Raw genomic sequence first — 23,375 nt, forward strand, 5'->3', positions numbered from 1 at the left:
CGGAGAAGGAAAAATACATTGAAAGCATATTTAACAATAGGGTAAAACATGGAGCACGATTTGCGCTAGAACAAACGCGATGTGGGAAGGGCGGGATCGAGAAGGGGGGGGCGCTGCGGAGGAGAAAGAGGGGAGTGCCGGGCGATGCGGCCGCCTGACCCGGCAGCCGCTCGCTTGGATTACTTAGATTATCAAGCCGGCTGCGCGCCGCTCACATTGCGGCTGCGATTTTCCACCAGCACGGAAATACCGAGCACGACGATGCCGCCGCAGGCCAGCATGGCGCCCACCCAGCCCGTCGAGCGCAAGCCCATGCCCATGGCGATGGCGATGCCGCCGGCCCACGCGCCCAGCGCGTTGGCGATGTTGAAGGCGGAGTGGTTGAGGGCGGCGGCCACCGTTTGCGCGTCGCCGGCCACATCCATCAAGCGGGTCTGCACGGCCGGGGCGACGGCGATGCCGGCGCCGATGGCGAACAGGTTGATCGCCGTCAACCAGACATTGCTGCTGGTATAGGTAAAGGCGGCCAGGGCGGCCACGTTCCACAGCAGCACGCCGAAGATGGTCCACAGGCGCGAGCGGTCGGCCAGCCAGCCGCCGATCAGATTACCCACGGTCATGCCGATACCGATAATGGCCAGCAAGATGGAAATGACCAGGGGCGACACTTTTGTCACTTCCAGCAGGGTTGGCGTGATAAACGTGTAGACGGCGAACATGCCGCCGAAGCCGATCGCCACCATCAGCAGGGTCAGCCACACTTGCAGGCGGCGGAAGACGCCCAGTTCGCGGCGCGGGCTCGAATCGCCGGCAGCGACCATGGGCACGAAGATGCGCACCATCAGCATGGTCAGCAAGCCCAGCGCGGCGACCAGCAAAAAGGCCGAGCGCCAGCCCAGAGTCTGGCCGATATACGTGGCCAGCGGCACGCCAAAGATATTCGCCACGGTCAAGCCCATCAGGACGCGGGCCACGGCCTGGCCACGCCGGTCCGGTTCGGCCAGGGCGGCCGCCACCAGCGCCGCCACGCCAAAGTAGGCGCCGTGCGGGATGCCCGCCACGAAGCGGGCGACGACCAGCAAGCCGTAGTTGGGCGCGATGGCGCTGAGCAAGTTGCCGCCAGCGAACATCAGCATCAGACAGATCAGCATCAAACGGCGCGGCATGCGCGCCAGGAAGATCGTGATCAGGGGCGCGCCGATGACCACGCCCAGCGCGTAGGCGCTGATCATGTGGCTCATCTGCGGCAAGGTCGTGCCCAGGTCGTCGGCCACCACGGGCAGGATGCTCATGGAGGCGAATTCGCCCGTGCCGATGGCGAGGCCGCCGATGGCCAGGGCCAGGTCGGCATAGCCAGCGCCAAAAGGCGCGGTGACGCGCGGAATCAGGGGATCTACGGAGGCGTGCATGTTCTTGTTAGTTGGGTAAAGAATGACAGGGCGGAGGGGCGCGCAGTGGCCCAGCCGGAGGTGGCAATGCGCCACCAGAATCGACGGATGGCCGGTATTTTCGGGCTAGAAGAGCTGCCCAAAGACAACATTGTAAAAGATTCGGGCAAGCTCTGCAGGACGCCGGCTAAAATTTGCTGCACCGCACACAACAGCGTTTGCTCTTGTTGTTAACGATAACACGGAATCTGCGCGATTCCGCCACAGGGAGAGCGAAGAAAAGCTGGCTGTGGCGGAAATGGTCTTCCTTGCGTATTACTTCGCTAACGATTGCTGCAGCGCTTCCAGTCCCGCCACATAAATGCCGTGGAACAGGTCCGTCACTTCCTGCTCGCTCACGCCCACCGGCGTGAAGCGGCCCGACCAGGTGACCCGCGCGCCATCGCTGCCGGCAAGTGGTTCCACTTTCAGGGTGGACAGGTAATCGGCGGCGGGAAACGGCGCCTGCAGGATGGAATAGCTGTAGCTGCGCGCTGCATTGTCGTACGCTTCCAGCTGCTCGACGATGACGTCGCCGGCCGGGTTGGCCAGGTGGCGGATGCGGCCCCCTGCGCTTAACGTGCTGCTGGGAATATAGGGCAGCCAGTCGGGCAGCGAATTGAAGCCCCCGATCAGTTGCCACACTTGTGCCGGCGTGGCGGCGATGTCGATCGAAGTAGTGGTATGTGCCATGATGAATTCCTTGTCTATATCAGAGAGTGTCGCCGGGCAGGGGCGCGAAGGCCGATACCAGTTGCTCGGCACGCATGTCTTGCCAGAATGCAGCGGGGATGACGCTGTTCAAGGCTGCCAGGTCTTCGGCCAGGCGTTCCGGACGGCTGGCGCCGGGGATCACGGCGGCCACGGCCGGATTGGCCAGGGAAAATTGCAGGGCGGCCGCCTTGACGCTGACGCCATGGCGTGCGGCAATGGACTTGATGCGTTCGACTTTGGCAATGATCTCGGGCGAGGCTTTCTGGTATTCGAAATGCGCGCCGCCGGCCAGGATGCCTGAACTGTAGGGGCCGCCCACGACGATGTCGACGTTCTGTTTTGCCGCGGCAGGCATCAGGCGCTGCAGCGCGCGTTCATGGTCGAGCAGGGTGTAGCGGCCGGCCAGCAGGAAGGCGTCCGGCTGGGCTTCGGCCAGGTCCAGGGTCAGTTCCAGCGGTTCCACCTTGTTCACGCCCACGCCCCAGGCCTTGATGACGCCTTCTTCGCGCAAGCGGGTCAGCACGCGAAAGGCACCCGTGCGGGCAATCTCGAATTGCGCCAGCCAGTTGTCGCCATGAAAATCCTGGGCGATGTCGTGGACCCAGACGATATCGAGGTGGTCCGTATCCAGGCGTTTCAAACTGTCTTCGATCGAACGCATGGTGGCGTCGGCCGAGTAGTCATCGACAATCTTGTTCTTGCGGCCAAATTCGAACAAGCCGCCTTTTTCGCCCAGTTCGCGGGCAGTGGGGTCTTCCAGTTCATCGAGGATCAGCCGGCCGACCTTGGTGCTGAGCACGTAATCGTCGCGGCGGCGCTGCTTCAGGGCGGCGCCCAGGCGCAGCTCGGCCAGGCCGGCGCCGTAGAACGGGGCCGTGTCGAAGTAGCGGATGCCCGATTCCCACGCCGCGTCGACGGTTGCCAGCGCTTCCTGTTCTGGAATGTTGCGGAACATATTGCCCAGCGGCGCCGTGCCGAAACCCAGTTTGCCTGTCAGTAAGTGTTTGATTGTCATGATGTTTTCCTTCAATGTGTGGATCAGTGAAGACAGAATAGCTGGACAAGTTAAGCCTGTCCAAGACATAATTGGAGCAACTTGAGTCCTGAAAGGTCTTATATGTTGGACATACGCCAATTGCAATACTTCATCGCCGTCGCCGAGGAAGAACACGTGGGGCGGGCCGCCGAGCGCCTGCATATTTCCCAGTCGCCGCTGAGCCGGCAAATCGCCCAGCTCGAAGACAGGCTGGGCCTGACCCTGTTCGAGCGCAGCGCCCAGCGCATCCGCCTGACGCGCGATGGCCATACCTTCCTGGCCGAAGCGCGCGCGTTTATCACCCACGGGAATCGCCTGGAAGCGCTGGCGAAACGGCTGGGGCGCGGCGACGAGGGTGGCCTGTGCATAGGCTACATCGAAAACGCCATGCATGCGGGCGTGTTGCCGGACGGCTTGCGCGCCTTGCGGGCCACGCGGCCGCAAGTGCACGTGGCCCTGTACAACCTGCATTCGGCCGAGCAGATCGAAGGCTTGCGCCAGCGCAGCCTCGATATCGCGCTGCTGTGCGAGCCGCCGCTGCCGAACGACCCGGACCTCGATTGCGCGCAAGTGCTGAGCGACCCCATGCTGCTGGCCTTGCCGGAAACGCACCCGCTGGCGCACAAGGCCGAGCTGAGCCCGGAAGATCTGGCGGGCGAGGAATGGATTGCCGTGCTGCACAAGGAAGGCGTGCTGAAACACGATAATTTCATCGCCGCCTGCGCGCGCGCCGGTTTTACGCCCGATATCCGCATGGAAGCGACGGAGCCGCTGACGGCGCTGGGCCTGGTGGCGGCCGGGCTGGGCATGGCCATGATCCAGCACAGCCTGCGCCAGCACGCGCCGGCCGGCGTCGTCGTAAGGGAATTGCCGTGGTTCAGTTATCGCACGCCCCTGTGGCTGGCCTGGCACAAGGTGAACTTGCGTCCGCTGGTGGGGATTTTCCGCGCAACCTTGCTGCAGCAGGCGGGCGCAGTCGCTTAGCAACACCTAACAAAACCGTAGCGAGCGGGATGAGTTGTGGCTGAGAAGCGGAGCTGTGCTTGAGCACAGTGAGCATCGGAGGCCGCAAATCGCGACGCGCAGTAGGTTTGGTTAGTGTTCTAGATTTTCCTGGCGTGCTTCAAGTGCAAGGGCAGCCACCACCACATGCAAATGATGAGCGCGCCCATCAGCACGCAGGCGATGATGCCGACGACGTGGCCGAACACTTCCGACATCACCAGGTTGGTGCCTAAGATAAACGCCAGCGCCAGGGAAAAGGCGCCGCACATCATGATGCGGTCGGCCACGCGCTTGAAGCGTTCGCGGTCTTGCAGGGGGCGCATCACGCGGTGCTGGATGGCTGGCGCGCTGAGCAGCACCAGGCTGGTCATGGACAGGAAAAACGTCAGCAGGAAGACGATTTTTTCCGCCTGCACGATCTTCGCGAAGCCGCCATTGAAGGGCAGGATGATGAGGAAAGCCGTCAGCATCTGCGCGCCCGGCAAGAGGATGCGCAATTCGCTGAGCAGGTCGGACAAGTCGCCTGCGTCGCCTGGCTGGTCATTTTCATCCTGGTGTTGCGCTGGTGGCATGGGACCGTCCTCGTGATGGTAATGGAGCCAGTCTACCCGGCAGTGCCTTGCCTGACTGTGGGCGGGCGCACCTTCAGAAGCATTGCATGCCGCGCCCAGGCAGGCGGGCGGCGTATTCGCGCAGCCGCCACAGCGGCGTCGAGACGATGGCCGTGGCGCTGTGCGAGGCGTCGTGGCCACAATGGCCGCAACTGTGGCGACGGTGCGGTGCCAACGCGAAGCTGCCCAGATCCAGGTGCGGGTGGCTGCAGCGGGCGCAGTCGCTGCAGCCCAGCGGTGCGCCAGCCTGCAGCGCGGCGGCGAACGCTTGCGCGGCGGGCGGCGTGATATTCAGTTGCACTATGTCGGGAGGAAACAGGCCGAGCAGGGCGCGGCAGTCGATGGCCAGCGCGGCCGCGTCGCGCGCCAGCAGGGCGCCGCCGTCATTGGCCCGGGCGCGCAGTTGCAGCAAGCCATCCGGGCCCAGGCGCAGGGTGCTGGCGTGGAATTGCATGGGGTCGAACAATTCCGGATACAGCACATAGCCCATGGGGCTGGCGTGCTGGCGGCAACGCATGGGCTGTGTTGCTTGCCAGCCGGCCAGATCGGCTTGCGTGCCCCAGTAGCACTGGTGCGTGCGGCACCAGTGGCGCGCCGCGCCGTTGCGAAATTTTCCAGCGGGCAGCAGATCGCACAGGACGATGGCGTCCAGCCCCGCACCGGCGCGAAAGTGGCCCGTGATGTGGGATGTGGTGACGGCAAGATGGCCCGTGCTCGCTTGCAGGGGCCAGCAGATGCCGGGCAGGGTCAGCGGTGTGTCCAATGGCGCCTCCCAGCGGCTATCGCCTTGCCAGCCGCTGACTGTCTGGAATGAAAAAGCCCGCCGATTCGGGCGGGCTGTGCTGACGGGGATGCCAAAAGCATGGCCCGGTCTATTCTTCCGTATCGGCCAGGGTGACGATGGCGCGCGCCCATTTCGAGTATTTCAGGTTCGCCAGATCGCGCACGGTCTTAATATTGAATGCCTGCTTGAGCAGCTCCGCATCTTTCTCGCTCACGCCTTGCAGCGCGTCGACGGGGGCATCAGCGATTTCCTTGAACGTCTTTTTTTCGTAAGCCTTGTCTACCGCTTTATTGATGTTCATATGTTGATACTCCTCAGTAAGTAGGAAAATTAATTCTACACGTTTTTGCGCACGATCAATTTACGCTTGCAAGTTGTGCCGAACTAAATATGATGGAGGTGGGCGCCTCGACAGTGAGGCTGTCTGTGCGTTCGCCTTGGGATTGTAATTATGTCACTGTTATTATTCATAGTATAATTATTTCCATGGCGGAGAATGGTCTGCGCCATACCGACGCCGCAGTCACGCGGCACTAATCGATAGCGTTCAGGAGAATACGATGAGTTTGCTAGACCAACTTGCAGGACAGGCGATGAGCGCTTTGGGCAATAAAAGTGCTGACGGGGAAGCCCCATCGGGATTGATGGCCAGCGTGATGGACCTGGTTAACCAGCATGGCGGCTTGCCCGGCCTGCTGCAGAAGTTTCAGGAAAGCGGCCTGGGCGACCAGGTGGCCAGCTGGATCGGCACGGGCGCCAATGCGCCCGTGTCCGGCGAACAGATCAAGGATGCGCTGGGCAGCGACACGATCACCCAGATCGCCGAAAAAGCGGGCGTCGCACCGGACGCGGCCTCGGGCGGTCTGGCAGCCTTGCTGCCCCAGCTGATCGACAAGCTGACGCCCGATGGTCAGGTACCGGAAGGCAATGACCTCGTCAGCCAGGGCTTGAATATGCTCAAGGGCAAGATCTTCGGTTGATTCCCTGGTCTTGCAAGTGAAAAACCTCGCAGCGATGCGAGGTTTTTTTGTTTTCAGGCGGCGGCCATCATGCCGAAGTGGGGCTGCTCAGCAGTCAGCCGCGCCGTACTCCCCTCGACCAGATACGAGCAATAGCGGCGCCGCTCGGCGATGCCGCCGCGCCGCTCCATCAGTTCACCCAGCATGGCGACGGCATCGGCGGCCATCTTTTGCACGGGCTGGCGCAGGGTGGTGATGTCGTAGCTGAGCCAGCCGGACGCTTCCAGCGCGTCGAAGCCGGCCACCGACATCTGCAGCGGCACCTGGATACCCATCTGGTGGCGCGCCGTGTCCAGGCAGCCGATGGCCATGATGTCGTTGCCGCAAATGACGGCGTCCGGCACACGGCCCAGGCGGTCGATGACCTTGCGCAAGCCCCGTCCGCCGCTGGCATAGTCGTAGTTGCCGCTGACGACGATGGGCGCGGGCAAGCCCAGGGTCAGCAGCCGGTCCAGCATGCCAGCCTTGCGTTCCTGCGCGACGGCCGAGTCGCCGGGGCCGTCGATGATGGCAAACTGGCGGTGGCCCGCCTCGGCCAGGCGCGAGACCAGCAGGCGCGCCGCTTCGGCCTGGTCGCACAGCACGGCGTGCACGGCATGTTCGCGCGGGCTGCGGTTGAACAGCACCAGCGGCACGTCGCGCCGGCCGAATTCAGCCATCTGCTCGTCCGACAGGCAGGCGGCCACGACCGCACCGTCGACCTGGTATTGCCACACATCGCACAAGACCTTGCCAATGTCCGCTTCGCGTTCCAGGGTAAACAATAAGAGACGCTTGCCCAGGCGGGCGATTTGCTGGCTCAGGTCGGACAACACTTGCGGATAGTACAGATTGGCCAGGTTGGAAATGATGACGGCCACCAGGTTCGAGCGGCGCGTGATCAGGCTGCGCGCGGCCGCGTTCGGGATGTAGTCGAGGGTGATGGCCGCCTGCATGACCTTGGCATGGGTGGCGGGCGAGATGCTGGCGCCCGGCTTGAAGCAGCGTGACACGGCCGATTGCGACACGCCGGCCAGCAGGGCCACGTCATACGAAGTCACGCGTCGTCCGGCGCCGGGTATGGCGCGGGTGGTGGTGATGGGTGTCCGGGCTACAGTATTCTTTTTTCGCATATTGGTCTGGCAAGCAACCTGTCTCAAAGTATTCCTGCAGGCCCGGCCGCTTGTGACGGCCTGGGCGGGCAGAATGAGCATAGCGCAAAAGATTGCCTTATGGCAAGACTGCATGCTTATTCACGCTTATTGTTCATGTTGCAAAGAAATATGACTGAATGGCAAGTGCTCGGGCAGCCCCTCAATCGCTGCTGTCGCACGGCCCGCTGCCATAGGGGCTGAGGCGTCCCGGCGGATCCACGCGGCGGGCGCTGAAATCGCTGGCCAGGGTAGGCAATGGCCATTCCGCCGTGGCGCTCGCCTCCGTACCGCTGACGCTGCCCCGCACAGTCAGGACGACGTCCACCCAGGAACCGTAGTTGCGCGGATAGCTGACGGTGACGGTCGCCATGCCCAGCGCGTCGCTCAGGCCGCTGGCGCTGACGGTCAGGGGGATGCCCGGGTCGAGCGCGCCATTGCCGTTGCGGTCGTAGGCGGCGTCAAAAATGCCGTTGCGCAAGACGTCCTCGTTGGCGCAGCTGTAGTGGGGCAGGGCCAGGCGCCAGACGCCCGTGTCGGGGAACTCGGGCTTGTCCGCTTGCCATACATAATATCCCTTGGCGTAGCGGCTGGGCCAGGCGGCGGCCGTGATGGCAACGCCGGGCACGGCATTGCCGGCGCTGTCGGACACGAATACGGCAAAGTCCTTCTGCAGCACGCTGGCCGAATGCTCGCGCAGCAGGCTGCCCGTGCCCAGCTTGATCGACAGCGCTTGCCGCGCCACCGTCAGGCGCACGAGGGCCGTGGCCGCCGCTTGCGGCGCGCCTTCGATGCGGGCCTGGATCAGCACGCCGTCGCGGCCGCTGTCGGCCGGCCCCGCCACATACACGGCGCGCGCCAGGCCGTCGCTGCCCGTCAGCACCCGGCCCGCCTGCCGCAGGTAGCCGCCGCTGGGGTCGCTCAAGATACTGAACAGCACAGGCGCGTTCTTGACCAGGTTGTTGACGGCGCCATCGCGCACGACGGCGCCGATGGTGCTGATGCTGGTCCTGGCATTGTCGGCCGAAGTGGTCGTATTCGCGCGCAGCACTGCCGGATCCGCTTGCACGGTCAGCTTGCTGGCAGGACTCAATGGCGCGATGAATTCCAGCCGTGTTTGCGCCGTGGGCCCGCCTGCCACGGCGGCCGTGATGGTGGCCACGCCCGCGTTGGCCGATTGCACATAGCTGCGCGGCAAGTTGCCATCGCTGAAAATCAGGCTGGCGGGCAAGGCCTGGCTGCAGGCACTGTCCGCAAACAGGCTGCCGCGCGAGGTCGACAGGCTGGCGCTGCCCGCTTGCGCCACGCCCGCTCTGTCATAGCGCGCGTCGATGGGCTGGCACGCCAGGGTGGCGATCTCCGGCAGCACGTCCGCACCGCTGGCGTCCTGGCCCACGGCCGGGCTCAGGCGCAAGTCGCTGCCGGCCACGGCATACACCTGCGTGGTGGCGGCGCCCAGGGCGCTGACGGACACGGCATCCTTGCCCAGGCTACCCGCCGTCAGGCGCAGCACCAGCTGGCCTTGCGCATTGCTGAGCGCCGCGCCGCCGTCCTTGACGCGCACGCCGTTGCCGCCACCCGTGCTGTAGGCGATGGCGGCGCCGGCCACGGGTTTGCGCGCCGAGTCGCGCACGGTGACGGTGAGGTCGGCACCCTGGCCCAGCAGCAAGGCGGCCGGCCCCAGCACTTCCACGCTGCTGCCCGTGACGGCCACCGTACCCTTGCCGCTGCGCGTGCCGACATGCGCCGTCACGGTGATGCTGCGGTTGCTGTTGGCGCCGCCCGTCCCCAGCAAGGCGCGCGCCTGGCCGTTCTTGTCCGTCACGGCATCGACGCTGCCGAGGATGCCGGAATCGGCGGCAAAAGAAATCTTTGCGTTTGGCAAGGCCAGGTTGGCGCCATCCTTGACGAGGGCCGTGACGCCCACTTCACTGCCAGCCAATCCCGCCGAGGCCAGTTCCGTGCTGGAAAAGACCAGGTTGACGGCGCTGGCCAGGCTGGCCGGCTCGGGCGGCGTGACCGGCGGAATCACGGGTGGCGTCACGGGCGGGGTGACTGGCGGCTTCACGGGCGGCACGGTGGGCGGCGGGCTGCCGCCGCAGCCTGCCGTGCTGTGCAGAGAGCAGCCGGCGCCGGCCTGGGTATCGGCCGAACCGCCGCCGCAGCCGGCCAGGGAAACGAGGAAGGCCGCCAGCAAGGTAGCAGGCAGCAAAACAGCGGGCAGGTGGCGCGGGTGGCGCAGGCGGGCGAGGGGCACGATGGGTCTCCGGGAGCTGGCCGAGTTGCTCGGCATCACTTCCAAGAGTAGCTTTTGCGCGCGGCCGCTACTTGATGCAAAGCAAGTTTATGCTGTTGACCCCGTCGAACGGGTTTTGCTGGTGCAATGGCCTGCCTTCTGATAACATAACGCCCCTTTATTCAGGGAAGGGTCGACATGGCCAATGCTTGCGGCGTCGATTTCGGCACGTCAAATTCCACGGTAGGCTGGGCACGTCCCGGGCAGAGCACCATGCTCGGCCTGGAAGATGGCAAGACGACCTTACCGTCCGTTGTCTTCTTCAATGCGGAAGACGAGGAAGTCAGTTTTGGCCGCGCGGCGCTGGCCGGCTATCTGGCCGGTTACGAGGGGCGCTTGATGCGCTCGCTGAAAAGCTTGCTGGGTACCAGTCTCATCGATGGCCAGACGGAAGTGGGTGGCCGCGCCTTGCCATTTCGCATGTTACTGGCGCAATTCATTGGCGAAGTGAAACGCCGCGCCGAGCAGTCCGCCGGCCGCGAATTCTCGTCCGCCGTGTTCGGCCGTCCCGTCTTCTTTATCGACGACAATGCGCAAGCCGACCAGCTGGCGCAAGACACGCTGGCCGAAGTGGCCCGCTCCGTCGGTTTCAAGGACGTCGCCTTCCAGTTCGAGCCGATTGCCGCCGCGTTCGACTACGAGTCGCAAATCGACAAGGAAGAACTGGTGCTGATCGCCGACATCGGCGGCGGTACGTCCGACTTTTCGCTGGTGCGGCTGTCGCCGGAACGGGCGAAAAAGACCGAGCGGCGCGACGATATCCTCGCCACCGGCGGCGTGCACATCGGTGGAACGGATTTCGATAAATACCTGAGCCTGTCTTCCGTCATGCCTCTGCTCGGCTACGGCAGCCGCCTGCATAACAATAGCGAAGTACCTTCCAGCTATTATTTCAACCTGGCGACCTGGCACACGATCAACCTGGCGTACACGAAGAAGATCTGGGTGCAGCTGGCCGACGTGTGCCGCGATGCGCGCGAGCAAGACAAGATGGGGCGTCTGCAAAAGCTGATCGACGAGCGCGCCGGCCACTGGCTGGCCATGAAAGTGGAAGAGGGCAAGATTGCCCTGTCCGACGCGGCCGAAGTGCAGCTGGAACTGGATCGTCTGTCGCCCGCGCAAAGCCTGTTGCTCAAGCGTACGCAGTTCGACGACGCCATCGGCCACCTGTGCGGTTCCGTGGAAGAAACCGTGCTGCGTCTGCTGCGCGACGCGGGCGTGGCGCCGGAAGCCGTCGACACCGTGTTCTTCACGGGTGGCTCCAGCGGCGTGCGCTTGCTGCGCGAAAAGATCGCCGCCCTGGTGCCGGCTGCGCGCAAGGTCGAGGGCGATCTGTTCGGCAGTATTGGCGCGGGACTCGCGCTGGACGCCGTGCGTAAATTTGGTTGATAATCATCACCCATTGCCGCACCCACGAAAGAACGCCCCATGAATGTGTTTGACAAACCGATCGTCATGATCGACTTCGAGACGACCGGTTTATCGCCCGACATGGGCGACCGCATCACGGAAGTGGCGGCGCTGCGCATCGAGGGCGGGCGGATCACGGACCGCTATGTAACCCTGATCAACTGCAATGCGCGCATTCCCTCGTTCATCACGGGCTTGACGGGCATCACGCAGGCGATGGTGGACAAGGCGCCGCCCGTGGCCGAGGTGGTGCCGCAGTTGCTGGATTTTATTGGCAGCGATGCCTTGTCGGCGCACAATGCCAGCTTCGATGAGAAATTCCTGCGCGCGGAAAGCGCCAGGCTGAACCTGACACCGGCGCACCAGTCGCTCGTGTGTTCCTTGAAACTGTCGCGCCGCGTGTTTCCCGGCATGGCCAGCTACAAGCTGGGCTTGTTGTCCAGCCAGTTGGGCATCGCCTTCAAGAGCGCCGCCCACAGGGCTGAGTCCGATGCGGAAGTGGCGGCGCAAGTGCTGATCCATATCGGCCGCCATTTGCGCAGCAGCTATGGCATCGCCGATGTCGACGCGGATTTGCTCGTGTCGCTGAACAAGTTGGCCGCCGCGAAAGTACCGCAATTCCTGCAAAAGCACCCGTCGCGCCGTTGAGCGCCGTTCCCCTCTAAGCAGGCTCATCAAAACGATATAATTTTGTTATTTCGTTTGAGCCTGCTCAAGTCCTTCCCCCGCATCGAATTTAAAATTTAAGCAACACACGATTTCGCCGCCCTGGGCCGCCGTTTTGCGCGTGCTGCCGGCAAGCGCAATGTGGATGGGGGCGCACATGGACAAGCACCATACTGCCAGAGATAGCCATCAGGCGTATATCTGGTTCCGCACGGCGGCCGAGCAGGGCAATGCCTACGCCCAGTTCAACCTGGGATTGATGTACAAGAAGGGTGAAGGCGTGGCGCAGGACGATGCGCGCGCCTTTGTCTGGCTACGCCTGGCCGCGTTGCAAGGGCTGGCCTTCGCGCAGAACCACCTGGGCGCCCTGTATTATCACGGCCGCGGCGTGGCGCAGAGCGACGAGGACGCCGTGCTGTGGTTTCGCCGCGCGGCCGCTCAGGGCGATGCCTCGGCCCAGCAAAACCTGGGGCAGATGTACCGCAAGGGACGGGGCGTGCTGCAGAGCGACGAGCTGGCCCTGGCGTGGTTTTACCGCGCCTCCGAACAGGGCGTGGCCAGCGCGCAATCGCTGTTGGGCGAAGCCTATGCGCAAGGGCTGGGGGCGAAAAAGAACGATGCGCTGGCCCTGGCCTGGTTCCGCAAGGCCGCCTTGCAGGGCGATGCGCAGGCGCAGCTGAACCTGGGACTCGTCTACAAGCGGGGCCAGGGCGTGGTGCAGAGCGATGCGCAGGCGCTGGCCTGGTTCCGCCAGGCCGCTGCCCAGGGCTTGGCCGTGGCGCAGCGGCAACTCGGCGTGGCGTATGCGGAAGGCCTGGGCGTGGCGCCCGACCAGCTGCGCGCGTATGCCTGGCTGCAGCGGGCGGCCGAGCAGGACGACGCCGACGCCCAGTTCAACCTGGGCCTGATGCTGGCGCGCGGCCAGGGCGTGGACAAGGACGAGGCGCGTGCCGTCGTCTGGTACCGGCGTGCCGCCATGCAAGGCCATTGCATGGCGCAATACAATCTGGGCGGCATGTTTGCGGGTGGACGCGGCGTGGGCCGCGACTTGCGCCAGGCACTGGACTGGTACGCCAGGGCGGCGGACCAGGGCGCGTCGAATGCGCAGTTCAACCTGGGCGTGATGTATGCCAACGGCCAGGGCGTGGAGCGCGACGAGGCGTGCGCCGTGCGCTGGTATCGCACGGCCGCCGAGCAGGGCGATGCGAGCGCGCAGAACAACCTGGGCGTCATGTATGCGAACGGCCATGGCGTGCCGCAAGACGACGGCCTGGCCGTGCAATGGTATGCGCGCGCGGCCGGCCAGGGCCATGCTCTGGCGCAATACAACCTGGGCGGCATGTATAACAGCGGGCGCGGCGTGGAGAAGGATCCCGTCTGTGGCTACATGTGGCTGGCACTGGCGGCCGAGGGCGGCGACAGCGGGGCTGCCAGGGCCAGGGAGGCGGCTGGCGCCAGGCTGGAGCCGGCCCAGCTGCAAGAGGCGCAGCAGCGCATGCGGCAATGGCACCAGGTGCGCTTCCCTGCGCGGCCTCCGCGCGACTGAAGCACTGGCACCGTGCGCGCGCGGACGCGTGCTGCATGCGATAATTGCCGGTAAGCATGTCGCGAAGGCGGCAAGGTTTTTGGCACAGTGAAAGGTGAACCATGGTAAGGCAGGCAGGCGAGGATGCATCCGAGCAAAAAGTCATCGATGACATCGCCACCCACGGCTGGCATGGCGTGCATATCGGTGCGGATGAAGAAGGTCCCGGCTATGCGTTCACGATAGGCGCTTGCCACAGTTTCGGCCAGCCTGAGTTCCTCATCATGGGCTTGCCGCGGGCCATGGCCCACCAGATACTCGATGTGGCGCTGGACGCCGCGCGCAGCGGCGCCATCACGGATTTCACGGCCACCACGGATGTCTTGCTGGAGGGCCATCAGTGCGCCTTCGTGCGCGTGCCCGTCGAGCAATACCGCAACTATGTCGGCTATGCGCGCTGGTATTACCAGGGCGATGATTTTACGCTGTACCAGATCGTCTGGCCGTCGCGCGATGGCCATTTTCCGTGGCAGGCGCAAGCCAGTGCGCAGTATGTGGAGAGCCAGCCCTTGCTGGGGCCGGCGCCGCTGCCCGCATGACGGCAGGCCCCGCCGTCAGCATTGTGACCGGCACGGCGACCGTGTGCGTGTTCGACCCGGCGCTCTTGCGCCACAAGCTGGAAGAGGACTGCGACTGGTGGAGCCTTCCCAGTGCGGAACTGGCGGCCGTGAATGCGGGGCAGGTGGCATTTTTCAACGTGGGCGGCGACGGCGCGTATGAACTTGCCTTGCACGCCGAACTTGCCGAACCGCATGTGGAAGTGCATCTGGCTGTCGTCTCGGGCCGCGTCTTCATCGGTGCCGGGGAGGATGTCACGGGTGGCGGCCTTGAACCGGACACGGCATACGGCGGCCTCTTCGTGGATGTGCCTGTGGGCAGCTACCGCGTGCAGGCGCGCCGCGACGGCGCGCATATCAGCCTGGCATTCGTGCCCGATGCCTGCGGCAGCAATGCGTTTGGCGACCTCGTGCGTATTTGATCGTGCGTCTCCGATTCCCGTTCAGCTTCTGATTCTTGGCCCTGGCTACGCATCCATGCGCGCCACGCCCCCACCTTGCCGCCGGTCCAGGAACAGGCTGTTGCCGTGGATTTTCTTTGCCTGTTTCTTTGCTTCGGCCGCTTGCGTGGCGATCTGATGGTGCGTGTAGTACTGGTGCGCCTCGACCTTGATGACGCCCAGCGATAGGCTGATCAATGAGTAAAACACTTTCTTGCCTTGCCGGTCTTCGCTGATATAGCCGCCCCGTTCGCAGTCGCTGGTGCTGTAGTAGGCGAGGATGGCGGCCGCGAAGTCGTCCAGCATGGCCTGGCAGCGCGCTTCCCAGTCTTCGCTCTGGAACAAAATCATGAAATCGTCACCGCCGATGTGGCCGATGAAGTCGCGGTTCGGATCGCAATGGCCGCTGAGGATTTCTCCCGTCAGCTGGATCACGTCGTCGCCCTTGCGGTAGCCGTACACATCGTTGAAGGGTTTGAAGTGGTCGAGGTCGCAATAGCAGACCCAGAAGCGGCTGCCGCTGTGCAATAAGCGGTCGATATGCTCGTTGATGGGCACGTTGCCGGGCAGTTGCGTCAGCGGGTTGGCATAGCGGGCCGCGTTGATCTGCATCTGCGTAATTTCGCGCATCAGGTCGTGTCCCGTGCCCATGCCCAGGTAGCGGCCGTGTTCGGTAATGATGAAGCCGTTGAACAGGTGGTGGGCATCCGACTGCACCATGGTGTAGCTGAGTTCCTGCAAGCTCGTTTCGTGGTCGGCGATCAGGGGCGTGGCATCCATGAACAGGCTGCATGATTTCTTGCCATACAGTTCACGCTGGTAGGGGCGGGCGAAGTGGTCGATCATTTCGAAGCGGCTGATCAAGCCCAGCGGCACGCCGTCGTCGACGACGGGGATGATCATCAGCTTCGGGTCTTTCAGGAAGATGTCGTACACCTCGTTATTGTTTTTCTCAGGCGAAACGGCGATCACCCGGTGCAGCAGCTTGCGGATGCTGGCGCCATTCTTTTCCAGGCTGCTGCGCTGCGGATACACGGCCACGCCATTGCGCCCCAGCGCCTGCACCACTTCCGCCGGCAGGGCCCGTGCCGGCACCGCATTGGGCCGGCCCAGATGATAGCCTTGTCCGAACGCCACGCCCAGGTCGCGCAAGACCAGCAATTCCGTCTGCGCCTCGATGCCTTCGGCGATCACCAGCGTGCCCGATTTCTCCGCGATTTCCTGGATCGAGCGCACGAACTGCAGTTTCACGGGATCATTATTGATACCCTGGATGAAATGCATGTCGATCTTCACGTATTCCGGGCGCAGTTCCGACCACAGGCGCAGGCTGGAAAAGCCTTCGCCCAGGTCGTCGATGGCGATCTGGAAACCCATGTTGCGGTAGTGCAGCACCGCTTCGCGCATCAGCTCGTAGTCATACGTGGGCTGGTTTTCCGTCAGCTCGATGATGACGCGGTCCGGATTGATGCCGATGTGCTCGATGTATTCCAGGGTTTCGCCATGGCGGGCATTGCGCAGCAGCAGGCATTCGGGGCTGACATTGAGAAACAGCTTGCCCGGCAGCTGCAGTTCGGCAAAGCGCTCGAGCACCACTTGCCGGCACAAATGCTCCACTTCCAGGGTCAGGTCATGCGCGCGCGCCACCTTGAACAGATTCATCGGCGCGTGCAGTGGGCTGTCGGACGGTCCCCGTATCAAGCCTTCGTAGCCGATGATGTCGCCGCTGTGCATGTGGATGATGGGCTGGAACAGCGCGTTGAGCTTGCGGCCCGCCAGGATCTCGTGCAAGGCATCCGTCCCTTCGATGCTCATGGTGGCCGATGGCGGCTTCAGGTAAGCCACATTCGATGGCGTCGGGCCGGGCGGCGCGGCGGTGGCGGCAGGGAGGGCGAGAGTGTGCATAGGCGGATGTGGCGGCACGGCCTCTGGACGGGCCATGAACATGTTGCCGATAGTAAAGAAGATTTATGACAACTTGATGAAACGACTTTGTTTTTGATAATGTTTCTTGCATGAACGTCAGTTTGCCGATTCCGGCGAAAGCGAGATTTATCATGGCCATCCATGTAAATTACCCAAACAAAAGACGGCAAATCCATCCGATAACTGTGTTTTAAAAGTGGCAATCCGCGCTATGATTTCTCTTGGCGAAAGTCAACATAGGCAGCCGTGCTTGAGCGGTATGCTTTCCCCGACATCCAACAATGAGACGACAACCCATGCAATTACGTAGTGCAACCCTCATATTCAGCTTGATGGCCGCCTTCGGTGGCAATGCCCTGGCGCAAAGCGCCGCGATGCCATCGTGCCCGGCCGGCGACGGCGCTGCCGTGACGTATCCTGTCAGCAAAAAAGTCGACCAGCAAGACAGCTATTTCGGCACCACCATCGCCGATCCGTATCGCTGGCTGGAAGACGCCAACAGCGCGGAAACGGGCGAGTGGGTGACGGCGCAAAACAAGCTGACGCAGTCGTATCTGGGGACCATCCCGGAGCGCGCCGCGATCAAGCAGCGCCTGACCAAGCTGTGGAACTATGAGCGTTTCTCTACGCCAACGAAGCAGGGTGGCCGTTACTTCTACAGCCGCAATGACGGCTTGCAGAACCAGGCCGTGCTGTACACGGTGAAAAAACTGACGGACGAGCCCCGTCTGCTGCTCGATCCGAACACCCTGTCCACGGATGGCACGGTGGCGCTGGCCGGTACTTCGATCAGCCCGAACGGCAAGTATTTGGCGTATGCCACGTCCGCTTCCGGTTCCGACTGGAACGACTGGAAAGTGCGCGACATCGAATCGGGCAAGGATTTGACGGACCACATCAAGTGGGCCAAGTTCTCCGGCGCTTCGTGGACCAAGGACAACACCGGTTTCTTCTACAGCCGCTATGACGCGCCGAACGAAGCCACCAAGCTGGCCGATATCAATTACTTCCAGAAATTGTATTTCCACAAGATCGGCACGCCGCAAAGCGACGACGTGCTGGTCTTCGACCGCCCCGACCAGAAGGAATGGGCGTTTGGCGGCAGCACCGTCAGCGACGATGGCAATTACCTGATCATCACGGCCACGCAAGGCACGGAACGCAAGAACCGCATCTTCTACAAGGACTTGCGCCAGAAGAACGCCAAGGTCGTCGGCTTGCTGGAAGCGTTCGATGCTTCCTACTCCTTCATCGACAATGACGGCCCCGTATTCTTCTTCAAGACGGACAACAAGGCGCCAAAATCGCGCGTGATCGCCATCGATACGCGCAAGCCGCTGCCCTCCGACTGGAAGGAAATCGTGCCGCAAAGCGCTGAAACCCTCGTGGCCGTCAACCTGATCAACAACCAGCTGGTGCTCGATTACTTGAAAGATGCGCAAACGCAAATCAAGATCGTCGACCTGAATGGCAAGCTGGTGCGCGAAGTGGCCCTGCCGGGCATCGGTTCGGCTGGCGGCTTTGCGGGCAAGCGTGGCGATACGGAAACGTTCTACTCGTTTACCAGCTTCACGACGCCAGCGACCATCTACCGCTACGACATGAAATCGGGCAAGAGCAGCGTGTACCGCCAGCCGAAGGTTGATTTCGACCCGAACGCCTTTGAAACGCGCCAGCAATTCTTCACCAGCCGCGACGGCACCAAGGTGCCGATGTTCATCGTCTCGAAAAAAGGCATGAAGCTGGACGGCACGAACCCGACCTATCTGTACGGCTATGGCGGCTTCAATATTTCGCTGACACCGAGCTTCTCCGTGGCGAATCTTGCCTGGGTGGAAATGGGCGGCGTCTACGTGATGGCCAATCTGCGCGGCGGCGGCGAATACGGCGAAGCCTGGCACCAGGCTGGCACCAAGCTGAACAAGCAAAACGTGTTCGACGACTTTATCGGCGCGGCGCAATGGCTGGTGGACAACAAGGTCACCTCGCCATCCAAGCTGGCGATCGGCGGCGGCAGCAATGGCGGCCTGCTGGTGGGCGCAGCCATGACGCAGCGTCCGGACCTGTTCGCCGCGGCTATTCCGCAAGTGGGCGTGCTCGACATGTTGCGCTTCCACAAGTTCACCGTGGGCTGGGGCTGGGTGCCTGACTACGGTTCGTCGGACGATGCCGAGCAGTTCAAGGCGCTGGTGAAATACTCGCCGCTGCACAACCTGAAGGCGGGCGGTTGCTATCCAGCCACCATGATCACGACGGCCGACCATGACGACCGCGTCGTGCCTGCCCACAGCTTCAAGTTCGCCGCTGCGGCCCAGGCAGCGCAAGGCGGCGCGGCACCCGTGCTGATCCGCATCGACAGCAAGGCGGGCCATGGCGCCGGCAAGCCGACGACCAAGCAGATCGAAGAAGTGGCCGACCGTTGGGGCTTCCTCAGCCGTTCGCTGAAGATGACGCCAGTCGCGGCGCCGGAACCGGCGAAAGTGGCGGCGCAGTAATCAGGTAGCGGTAGGTCGGATTAGCCCGCAGGGCGTAATCCGACACCACCAGCGCCAACAATGTGTCGGATTACGCGGCCTGCCGCCGCTAATCCGACCTACTCCGACCTGCCTCCGCAATCCTCGCCAGTACCCCCTCCCCAAACACGGCCTGGAACGGCAAATCCTTGCGCTGCGCATAGCCGATATAGCAATCGCACTTGAAGCGCGGGCAGGATTTTTCTTGCAGCATGTCAGCCAGGTCATCCTCATATAAATTCCCCAGGCGCTCGGGCACGAAGTGGCAGCGCGCCAGTTCGCCGTCGCCATCGACGGACAGCGACGTTTCGCCCGCCAGGCACGGTTTGCCGCGCGAGGAAGAGGGGCGGCGGTTGTGCGCGAACCACGGGTCGACGGCATCAAACCAGGCCAGGTCTTCCCCGCTGTAGTAGTGGGGACCACGCCGGTCATAGGCGTTCAGCCACAGGTAGACGTGCGCGGGCAGGGCCGCGCGCAGGGCGCGGATGGCGTCCAGGTGCTCGTTCATCGCCACGACGCCGACGGAATAGCGCACGCCCATCGTGTCCAGGCGCGCGCAGCGTTCGAGAAAACGGGCCAGTGTCGTCTGATCCGGGTGGTAGGTGCACCACAGGCCGATTTTTTCCAGCCCGTCCATCCCTTTTAGCCAGTTCAGGGGGCCGGACAGATTCGTCTGCAGCGCCACCTGGCGCACGTGCGGCAGGCTGGCCAGCGTCTGCATGGCTGCGCGGTAATGGCGCCGCACCAGGGCTTCGCCCCACGGCGTAAACAGGATGCCGATGTCCCGCTTTTGTGCCGCCACCCAGCTGGTAAAACGCGCCACTTCGCGCGCATCGCGTGCCAAGGTGGCGCGGCTGTCGCGCTTCTTGGCAAACGGGCAGTAGCCGCAGGCGTAGTTGCAGCTCGCCAGAGTACCCCGGTACAGCAGGGACAACGTGCCCGGCGGCGTTGTCAGCACGCCTGCCCCTCTTGCGCCATCAGCGCGCGCACGGTGTCGGAGGCCAGCCACGGGCCGATGGTGTCGGCGTAGCTGTAGCCCCGGTCGTTCAGGCGCAGCAGGGGGCCGCTTTCTTCCACCAGTTCCAGTGCGTGCAGTTCGGCCAGCTGCGGCAAGTCTGCTTCGCAGCGGCTGCCGAAGCGCGCCGTGTAGGCGTCGCGGTCCAGGCCTGGTTCCGTCAGCAGCGACTGGATCACGTAGCGGCGGCGCTGTTCTTCGCCATCGAGCTGGTAACCGTGTTCGGCCTGCGCGAAGCGCGCCTCGTCCAGCGCCAGGTATTGTTCGATGATGCCGATGGTCTGCGTGCGCGCCACCGCGTATTCGCTCGAATAATGGAGGCTGGCCGTGTAGGAGCGGGCGCCCGCGCCCAGTCCCACCATGCCATCGTTCTGGCAGCAGTACGAGGGGCCGTTCTGTTCCGGTGCATGCGGGGCGCGGAACATGCGCATCGATACCTGCTCATAGCCCTGGGCGCGCAAATGGTCGCGCGCGGCCGCGTACAGGGCCAGGCGGCTGTCGCCGTCGCGGGCCAGCATGATGGGGTTCAGCGTATCGGCGCCTTTGCGCCGCGCGATCTTGCCAAGGCCTGTCTGTTCGCGCACGTACAGCGGATACAGGTAGATTTCTTCCGGCTGGAAGGCCAGCGCGCTGTCGATGGACGCGAGCAGGCTGGCCACGGTTTGCCCGGCGATGCCGTAGATCAGGTCCAGGTTCAGCGTGGGAAAGCCGGCCGCGCGTATCAGGCCGATGGCGTGGTGCACGGTGGCGTTTTGCTGGGGGCGCGCCAGCGCGCGCATCTCGCCGGCGGCAAAGCTCTGGATGCCCAGGCTGACCCGGTCGATGCCGTGCGCGCGGCACACGGCCAGGCGCTCGGCCGTGATGGTTTCGGGCGACGCCTCGATGCCAGCCGGCGTGGCTTGCAGGTCGATGCCGAGGATGTCGCGCGCGCCGCACAGCAAGGTGTCCAGCTGCGCCGGCGACAGATAGGTGGGGGTCCCGCCACCGAGCGCGAAGCGGGCAAAGCGCCGTTCGCCCAGCGCGCCGGCCAGGGCGCGCATCTGCACCAGCACTTGCTGCACGTAGCGCTCGACCATGTCTGCACCGGGGCGTGCCATGGCGAACAGGTTGCAAAAGCCGCAGCGCATCTCGCAAAACGGGATGTGGATGTAGGCGAAGAGGGCGGAGCGGTCTTGCCGCGCCCACAGGGGCGCAAGCGGCGCCGCCTGTGGCAAGGCGCGATAGGCCGCCTTGTGCGGATACGAATATGAATACGCCTGATAGGGCGTGTGGCGCATGCGCTGCGCCAGGGTGCCAGGTTGTTCGGCTGGGTTCACGGTGGGGATTCCTTGGGAGGTGTATCGGTATCGGTCTCGGGGACGATGAAAAAGTGCGCGTACGGTACCTGCCACACGCTGTCGTGGGCGACCCTGTGGCCCCGGTAGCCGTCTTCGCCATACGCGCTGCCATGGTCCGAACAGACGATGGCAAACGTGGGCGCGCGCGCGGCGCACGTGGTAAACAGGGGCGCCAGGGCGCCATCCACATAGCGCAGGGCCGCCGCATGGCTTTCCAGGCAGTCGGCACGGCAGCCGGGCAGGTAGGCGCGGTTCGGCGTGTGCAGGGCGGCCACATTGATGAACAAAAAAGTGCGCTCGTCGCTGGCGGCCAGGCGGGCTATGGCCAGGGCCACCTGCTTTTGCGTCGAATGGCGGCTGGCCACGCCCATGCCGGCGCTCCAGTGGCTTTCCTGGAACAGCGACGGCAGCACCGTGCCCAGCGCCGTCTGTTTATTGAAAAAGCCCACGCCGCCGATGCAGATGGTGCGGTAGCCGCGCGCGGCCAGGGCGGCGGGAAGGTCCGCTTCCTCGAACGCAAACGTGTGCGGCGAAGTGGTTTCGCTGCCGGCAAAAGCGCTGGCGAACAGGCGCGGATGGCGGCCCGGCGCCGCGGGTGTGGGCAAAAAGCCGGCAAAAAAGGCCTGGTGCGCCGCATACGTGAACGTGGCGGGCGAGTGGCGCCGTTCCCAGCCGCCAGGTGGTAAAAAACGTCCCAGCACGGGCAGTTCGCCCGCTTCATACAGCGCCTGCGCCACGTCAAAGCGCAGGGTGTCGAGCGTGATGAAGACGATGTCGTGGCTGCCCACGACGGCGCGCATGTCGGGGATGGCTGGTGTGTCTTTAAACATGTGTCAGTTGCGCTGCGTAAGTGTCCGCGCCTTGCCACAGCAGGCCTGGCAGCAGGTCGCCGAAGGCGTTCGCTTCGAGCACATGGGCCTGGCCCTGGCGCACCACGAGGTCGTAGCCCGTCACGTGGCTCTCGGGGAAGGCGCGCGCGGCCAGGGCGCTGGCCGCTTCCAGAGCCGCCAGGTCGGCTGCGTTCAACAGGCCGGCCGCATCGCCGCGCCGGTTGTCGAGATGCAGATTCGTCATCATCCGGTCGCCGATGCGCGCCACCCGGTGCGCGGGCTGGCCCGCCAGGGTCACGACGCGCAAGTCGTAGTGGCTGTCGCCGCAGCGCGGCTTGTTCAGCCATGCCTCCGCATACAGCTGTTGCGCGGCCAGCGCGTCGACGAGGGCGGCGATGTCGTGCTGCGTCTCGTAGCGGGCCATGCGCTTGACGTTGAACAAGCGTATCTGGCCGTCCGCCCGCGATAAGGTTGCCGAGGTGGTGGCTTGCTGGCGGCCAGCTCTGTTCCTGCGGTAGGCAACGACGCCCGACGCGGACGAACCGTAGCTCGGTTTCAGGTACACGCGGTCAAGCTGGTGTTCGTGCAGCAGCGACTGGAGATGGTCATAGCCGTGCACGGGGCCGAGCAGGGCGGGAATGGCGATGCCGTGCGCGGCCAGATGGCGCTGGCAAGCCAGCTTGTCCGTCATGAGGGTGATGTCGGCCGGCGCATTGAAGACGCGCGCCTGCGGCAGCTTGGCCAGTTGCGCCGCCAGCGAGGCCATGGCAGAGGCAAAGCCCGCAAACCAGGCATCCATCGCCAGCAGCTCGCCATGCGCGGGCGCCTCGACCGGCGGCCGGCCCAGCCGCCGGCAACCGTCATGCAGCAGCCGCAGGTGGGCGGCCGGATCGTCGCCGGGCGGCTCGATCTTGAACAGGCAGGGCTGGCGCAGGGCTTCCTCCAGCAGCGCCGGCCGCGCCAGCCAGTCGCGCCATTCCAGCACTTGCGCGGGCGGCAGGCGCAGTTGCGCGCGCGCCGCCTGCATCAGGCGCACGCGCTTGCTGCCGCCGGTGGCCAGCAAAAGCATCCCTA

Annotated in this window: 21 protein-coding genes; 8 read left to right on the top strand and 13 right to left on the bottom strand. The window is 64.0% G+C overall.

Annotated features, from left to right (window positions below; translation table 11 throughout):
- Window positions 1–191: 191 nt before the first annotated feature.
- From BLT98_RS00215 to BLT98_RS00225, 3 genes are all read right to left on the bottom strand, one after another.
- On the bottom strand, window positions 192–1,409 hold the full coding sequence (locus tag BLT98_RS00215) for an MFS transporter (protein ID WP_083299622.1): 1,218 nt from the start codon (window positions 1,407–1,409) through the stop codon (window positions 192–194).
- Between the two features lie 294 nt (window positions 1,410–1,703).
- Entirely contained in the window at window positions 1,704–2,120 is a 417-nt protein-coding gene (locus tag BLT98_RS00220) for an SRPBCC family protein (protein WP_092604767.1), read from the bottom strand.
- 19 nt (window positions 2,121–2,139) lie between these two features.
- A complete protein-coding gene (locus tag BLT98_RS00225) occupies window positions 2,140–3,156 on the bottom strand; it encodes an aldo/keto reductase (RefSeq protein WP_092604768.1) in 1,017 nt (338 codons plus the stop codon).
- Between the two features lie 102 nt (window positions 3,157–3,258).
- Between BLT98_RS00225 and BLT98_RS00230 the strand changes: the two genes are divergently transcribed.
- Window positions 3,259–4,161 (top strand): LysR family transcriptional regulator, encoded by a 903-nt coding sequence (locus BLT98_RS00230; protein ID WP_092604769.1) that lies wholly within the window; start codon window positions 3,259–3,261, stop codon window positions 4,159–4,161.
- 119 nt (window positions 4,162–4,280) lie between these two features.
- On the opposite strand, the gene BLT98_RS00235 is transcribed toward BLT98_RS00230, so the two are convergent.
- The 3 genes from BLT98_RS00235 to BLT98_RS00245 all read right to left on the bottom strand — a co-directional run bounded on the left by BLT98_RS00235 (window position 4,281) and on the right by BLT98_RS00245 (window position 5,878).
- A complete protein-coding gene (locus BLT98_RS00235; protein WP_092604770.1) occupies window positions 4,281–4,754 on the bottom strand; it encodes a DUF6328 family protein in 474 nt (157 codons plus the stop codon).
- 73 nt (window positions 4,755–4,827) lie between these two features.
- The gene (locus BLT98_RS00240; protein ID WP_092604771.1) at window positions 4,828–5,556 is read right to left on the bottom strand and encodes a hypothetical protein; all 729 of its coding nucleotides are present in this window, start codon (window positions 5,554–5,556) and stop codon (window positions 4,828–4,830) included.
- A gap of 109 nt (window positions 5,557–5,665) precedes the next feature.
- Window positions 5,666–5,878 carry a hypothetical protein gene (locus BLT98_RS00245; RefSeq protein WP_034751103.1) on the bottom strand — a complete coding sequence of 71 codons (213 nt, stop codon included), beginning with the start codon at window positions 5,876–5,878 and terminating at the stop codon, window positions 5,666–5,668.
- A gap of 259 nt (window positions 5,879–6,137) precedes the next feature.
- Here BLT98_RS00245 and BLT98_RS00250 point away from each other — a divergent pair, with 259 nt between their 5' ends.
- Window positions 6,138–6,557, top strand: a complete 420-nt coding sequence (locus tag BLT98_RS00250) for a YidB family protein (RefSeq protein ID WP_034751100.1) — start codon at window positions 6,138–6,140, stop codon at window positions 6,555–6,557.
- A gap of 53 nt (window positions 6,558–6,610) precedes the next feature.
- Here BLT98_RS00250 and BLT98_RS00255 read toward each other — a convergent pair whose 3' ends face one another.
- Together BLT98_RS00255 and BLT98_RS00260 are read right to left on the bottom strand one after the other, a co-directional pair.
- Window positions 6,611–7,636: a LacI family DNA-binding transcriptional regulator gene (locus BLT98_RS00255; protein WP_244517331.1), complete on the bottom strand. Its 1,026-nt coding sequence runs from the start codon at window positions 7,634–7,636 to the stop codon at window positions 6,611–6,613.
- A gap of 253 nt (window positions 7,637–7,889) precedes the next feature.
- Window positions 7,890–9,983, bottom strand: coding sequence for an Ig-like domain-containing protein (locus BLT98_RS00260; protein WP_170846244.1), 2,094 nt, complete (start codon window positions 9,981–9,983; stop codon window positions 7,890–7,892).
- Window positions 9,984–10,160: 177 nt separating this feature from the next.
- Here BLT98_RS00260 and BLT98_RS00265 point away from each other — a divergent pair, with 177 nt between their 5' ends.
- The 5 genes from BLT98_RS00265 (at window position 10,161) to BLT98_RS00285 (ending at window position 14,662) form a co-directional block, all read left to right on the top strand.
- Window positions 10,161–11,411 (top strand): Hsp70 family protein, encoded by a 1,251-nt coding sequence (locus BLT98_RS00265; RefSeq protein ID WP_092604774.1) that lies wholly within the window; start codon window positions 10,161–10,163, stop codon window positions 11,409–11,411.
- Window positions 11,412–11,450: 39 nt separating this feature from the next.
- Complete coding sequence (locus BLT98_RS00270) at window positions 11,451–12,080, top strand: 3'-5' exonuclease (protein WP_170846245.1); 630 nt, start codon at window positions 11,451–11,453, stop codon at window positions 12,078–12,080.
- Between the two features lie 175 nt (window positions 12,081–12,255).
- Window positions 12,256–13,644: a tetratricopeptide repeat protein gene (locus BLT98_RS29625; protein WP_070279859.1), complete on the top strand. Its 1,389-nt coding sequence runs from the start codon at window positions 12,256–12,258 to the stop codon at window positions 13,642–13,644.
- Between the two features lie 101 nt (window positions 13,645–13,745).
- Window positions 13,746–14,222, top strand: a complete 477-nt coding sequence (locus BLT98_RS00280) for a DUF4262 domain-containing protein (RefSeq protein WP_092604775.1) — start codon at window positions 13,746–13,748, stop codon at window positions 14,220–14,222.
- Window positions 14,219–14,662: a DUF6386 family protein gene (locus BLT98_RS00285; protein WP_092604776.1), complete on the top strand. Its 444-nt coding sequence runs from the start codon at window positions 14,219–14,221 to the stop codon at window positions 14,660–14,662. Before BLT98_RS00280 ends, BLT98_RS00285 begins: the two co-directional genes overlap by 4 nt.
- 45 nt (window positions 14,663–14,707) lie before the next feature.
- On the opposite strand, the gene BLT98_RS00290 is transcribed toward BLT98_RS00285, so the two are convergent.
- A complete protein-coding gene (locus tag BLT98_RS00290; protein ID WP_092606680.1) occupies window positions 14,708–16,495 on the bottom strand; it encodes a GGDEF domain-containing protein in 1,788 nt (595 codons plus the stop codon).
- Between the two features lie 407 nt (window positions 16,496–16,902).
- Between BLT98_RS00290 and BLT98_RS00295 the strand changes: the two genes are divergently transcribed.
- Complete coding sequence (locus BLT98_RS00295) at window positions 16,903–19,101, top strand: prolyl oligopeptidase family serine peptidase (protein WP_092604777.1); 2,199 nt, start codon at window positions 16,903–16,905, stop codon at window positions 19,099–19,101.
- A gap of 88 nt (window positions 19,102–19,189) precedes the next feature.
- Here BLT98_RS00295 and BLT98_RS00300 read toward each other — a convergent pair whose 3' ends face one another.
- Genes BLT98_RS00300 through BLT98_RS00315 form a run of 4 tightly spaced genes read right to left on the bottom strand, consistent with a single transcriptional unit; the run spans window position 19,190 to window position 23,370 of the window.
- Window positions 19,190–20,077, bottom strand: a complete 888-nt coding sequence (locus tag BLT98_RS00300; RefSeq protein ID WP_092604778.1) for an STM4011 family radical SAM protein — start codon at window positions 20,075–20,077, stop codon at window positions 19,190–19,192.
- Entirely contained in the window at window positions 20,071–21,450 is a 1,380-nt protein-coding gene (locus BLT98_RS00305; RefSeq protein ID WP_211614766.1) for an STM4012 family radical SAM protein, read from the bottom strand. The genes BLT98_RS00300 and BLT98_RS00305 overlap by 7 nt, the downstream gene beginning before the upstream one ends.
- Entirely contained in the window at window positions 21,447–22,301 is an 855-nt protein-coding gene (locus BLT98_RS00310) for an STM4013/SEN3800 family hydrolase (protein ID WP_092604779.1), read from the bottom strand. The genes BLT98_RS00305 and BLT98_RS00310 overlap by 4 nt, the downstream gene beginning before the upstream one ends.
- Window positions 22,294–23,370 (bottom strand): STM4014 family protein, encoded by a 1,077-nt coding sequence (locus BLT98_RS00315; RefSeq protein WP_092604780.1) that lies wholly within the window; start codon window positions 23,368–23,370, stop codon window positions 22,294–22,296. Before BLT98_RS00315 ends, BLT98_RS00310 begins: the two co-directional genes overlap by 8 nt.
- Window positions 23,371–23,375 lie beyond the last annotated feature (5 nt).

This window comes from Janthinobacterium sp. YR213 (assembly GCF_900099875.1).
GTDB lineage: Bacteria > Pseudomonadota > Gammaproteobacteria > Burkholderiales > Burkholderiaceae_D > Janthinobacterium > Janthinobacterium lividum.

Excerpts from the sequence above, each read along its gene's own strand:
- BLT98_RS00215 (WP_083299622.1), bottom strand. The coding sequence starts at position 1,409 with ATGCACGCCTCCGTAGATCCCCTGATTCCGCGCGTCACCGCGCCTTTT.
- BLT98_RS00220 (WP_092604767.1), bottom strand. The coding sequence starts at position 2,120 with ATGGCACATACCACTACTTCGATCGACATCGCCGCCACGCCGGCACAA.
- BLT98_RS00225 (WP_092604768.1), bottom strand. The coding sequence starts at position 3,156 with ATGACAATCAAACACTTACTGACAGGCAAACTGGGTTTCGGCACGGCG.
- BLT98_RS00230 (WP_092604769.1), top strand. The coding sequence starts at position 3,259 with ATGTTGGACATACGCCAATTGCAATACTTCATCGCCGTCGCCGAGGAA.
- BLT98_RS00235 (WP_092604770.1), bottom strand. The coding sequence starts at position 4,754 with ATGCCACCAGCGCAACACCAGGATGAAAATGACCAGCCAGGCGACGCA.
- BLT98_RS00245 (WP_034751103.1), bottom strand. The coding sequence starts at position 5,878 with ATGAACATCAATAAAGCGGTAGACAAGGCTTACGAAAAAAAGACGTTC.
- BLT98_RS00250 (WP_034751100.1), top strand. The coding sequence starts at position 6,138 with ATGAGTTTGCTAGACCAACTTGCAGGACAGGCGATGAGCGCTTTGGGC.
- BLT98_RS00265 (WP_092604774.1), top strand. The coding sequence starts at position 10,161 with ATGGCCAATGCTTGCGGCGTCGATTTCGGCACGTCAAATTCCACGGTA.
- BLT98_RS00270 (WP_170846245.1), top strand. The coding sequence starts at position 11,451 with ATGAATGTGTTTGACAAACCGATCGTCATGATCGACTTCGAGACGACC.
- BLT98_RS29625 (WP_070279859.1), top strand. The coding sequence starts at position 12,256 with ATGGACAAGCACCATACTGCCAGAGATAGCCATCAGGCGTATATCTGG.
- BLT98_RS00280 (WP_092604775.1), top strand. The coding sequence starts at position 13,746 with ATGGTAAGGCAGGCAGGCGAGGATGCATCCGAGCAAAAAGTCATCGAT.
- BLT98_RS00285 (WP_092604776.1), top strand. The coding sequence starts at position 14,219 with ATGACGGCAGGCCCCGCCGTCAGCATTGTGACCGGCACGGCGACCGTG.
- BLT98_RS00290 (WP_092606680.1), bottom strand. The coding sequence starts at position 16,495 with ATGAGCATCGAAGGGACGGATGCCTTGCACGAGATCCTGGCGGGCCGC.
- BLT98_RS00295 (WP_092604777.1), top strand. The coding sequence starts at position 16,903 with ATGCAATTACGTAGTGCAACCCTCATATTCAGCTTGATGGCCGCCTTC.
- BLT98_RS00310 (WP_092604779.1), bottom strand. The coding sequence starts at position 22,301 with ATGTTTAAAGACACACCAGCCATCCCCGACATGCGCGCCGTCGTGGGC.
- BLT98_RS00315 (WP_092604780.1), bottom strand. The coding sequence starts at position 23,370 with ATGCTTTTGCTGGCCACCGGCGGCAGCAAGCGCGTGCGCCTGATGCAG.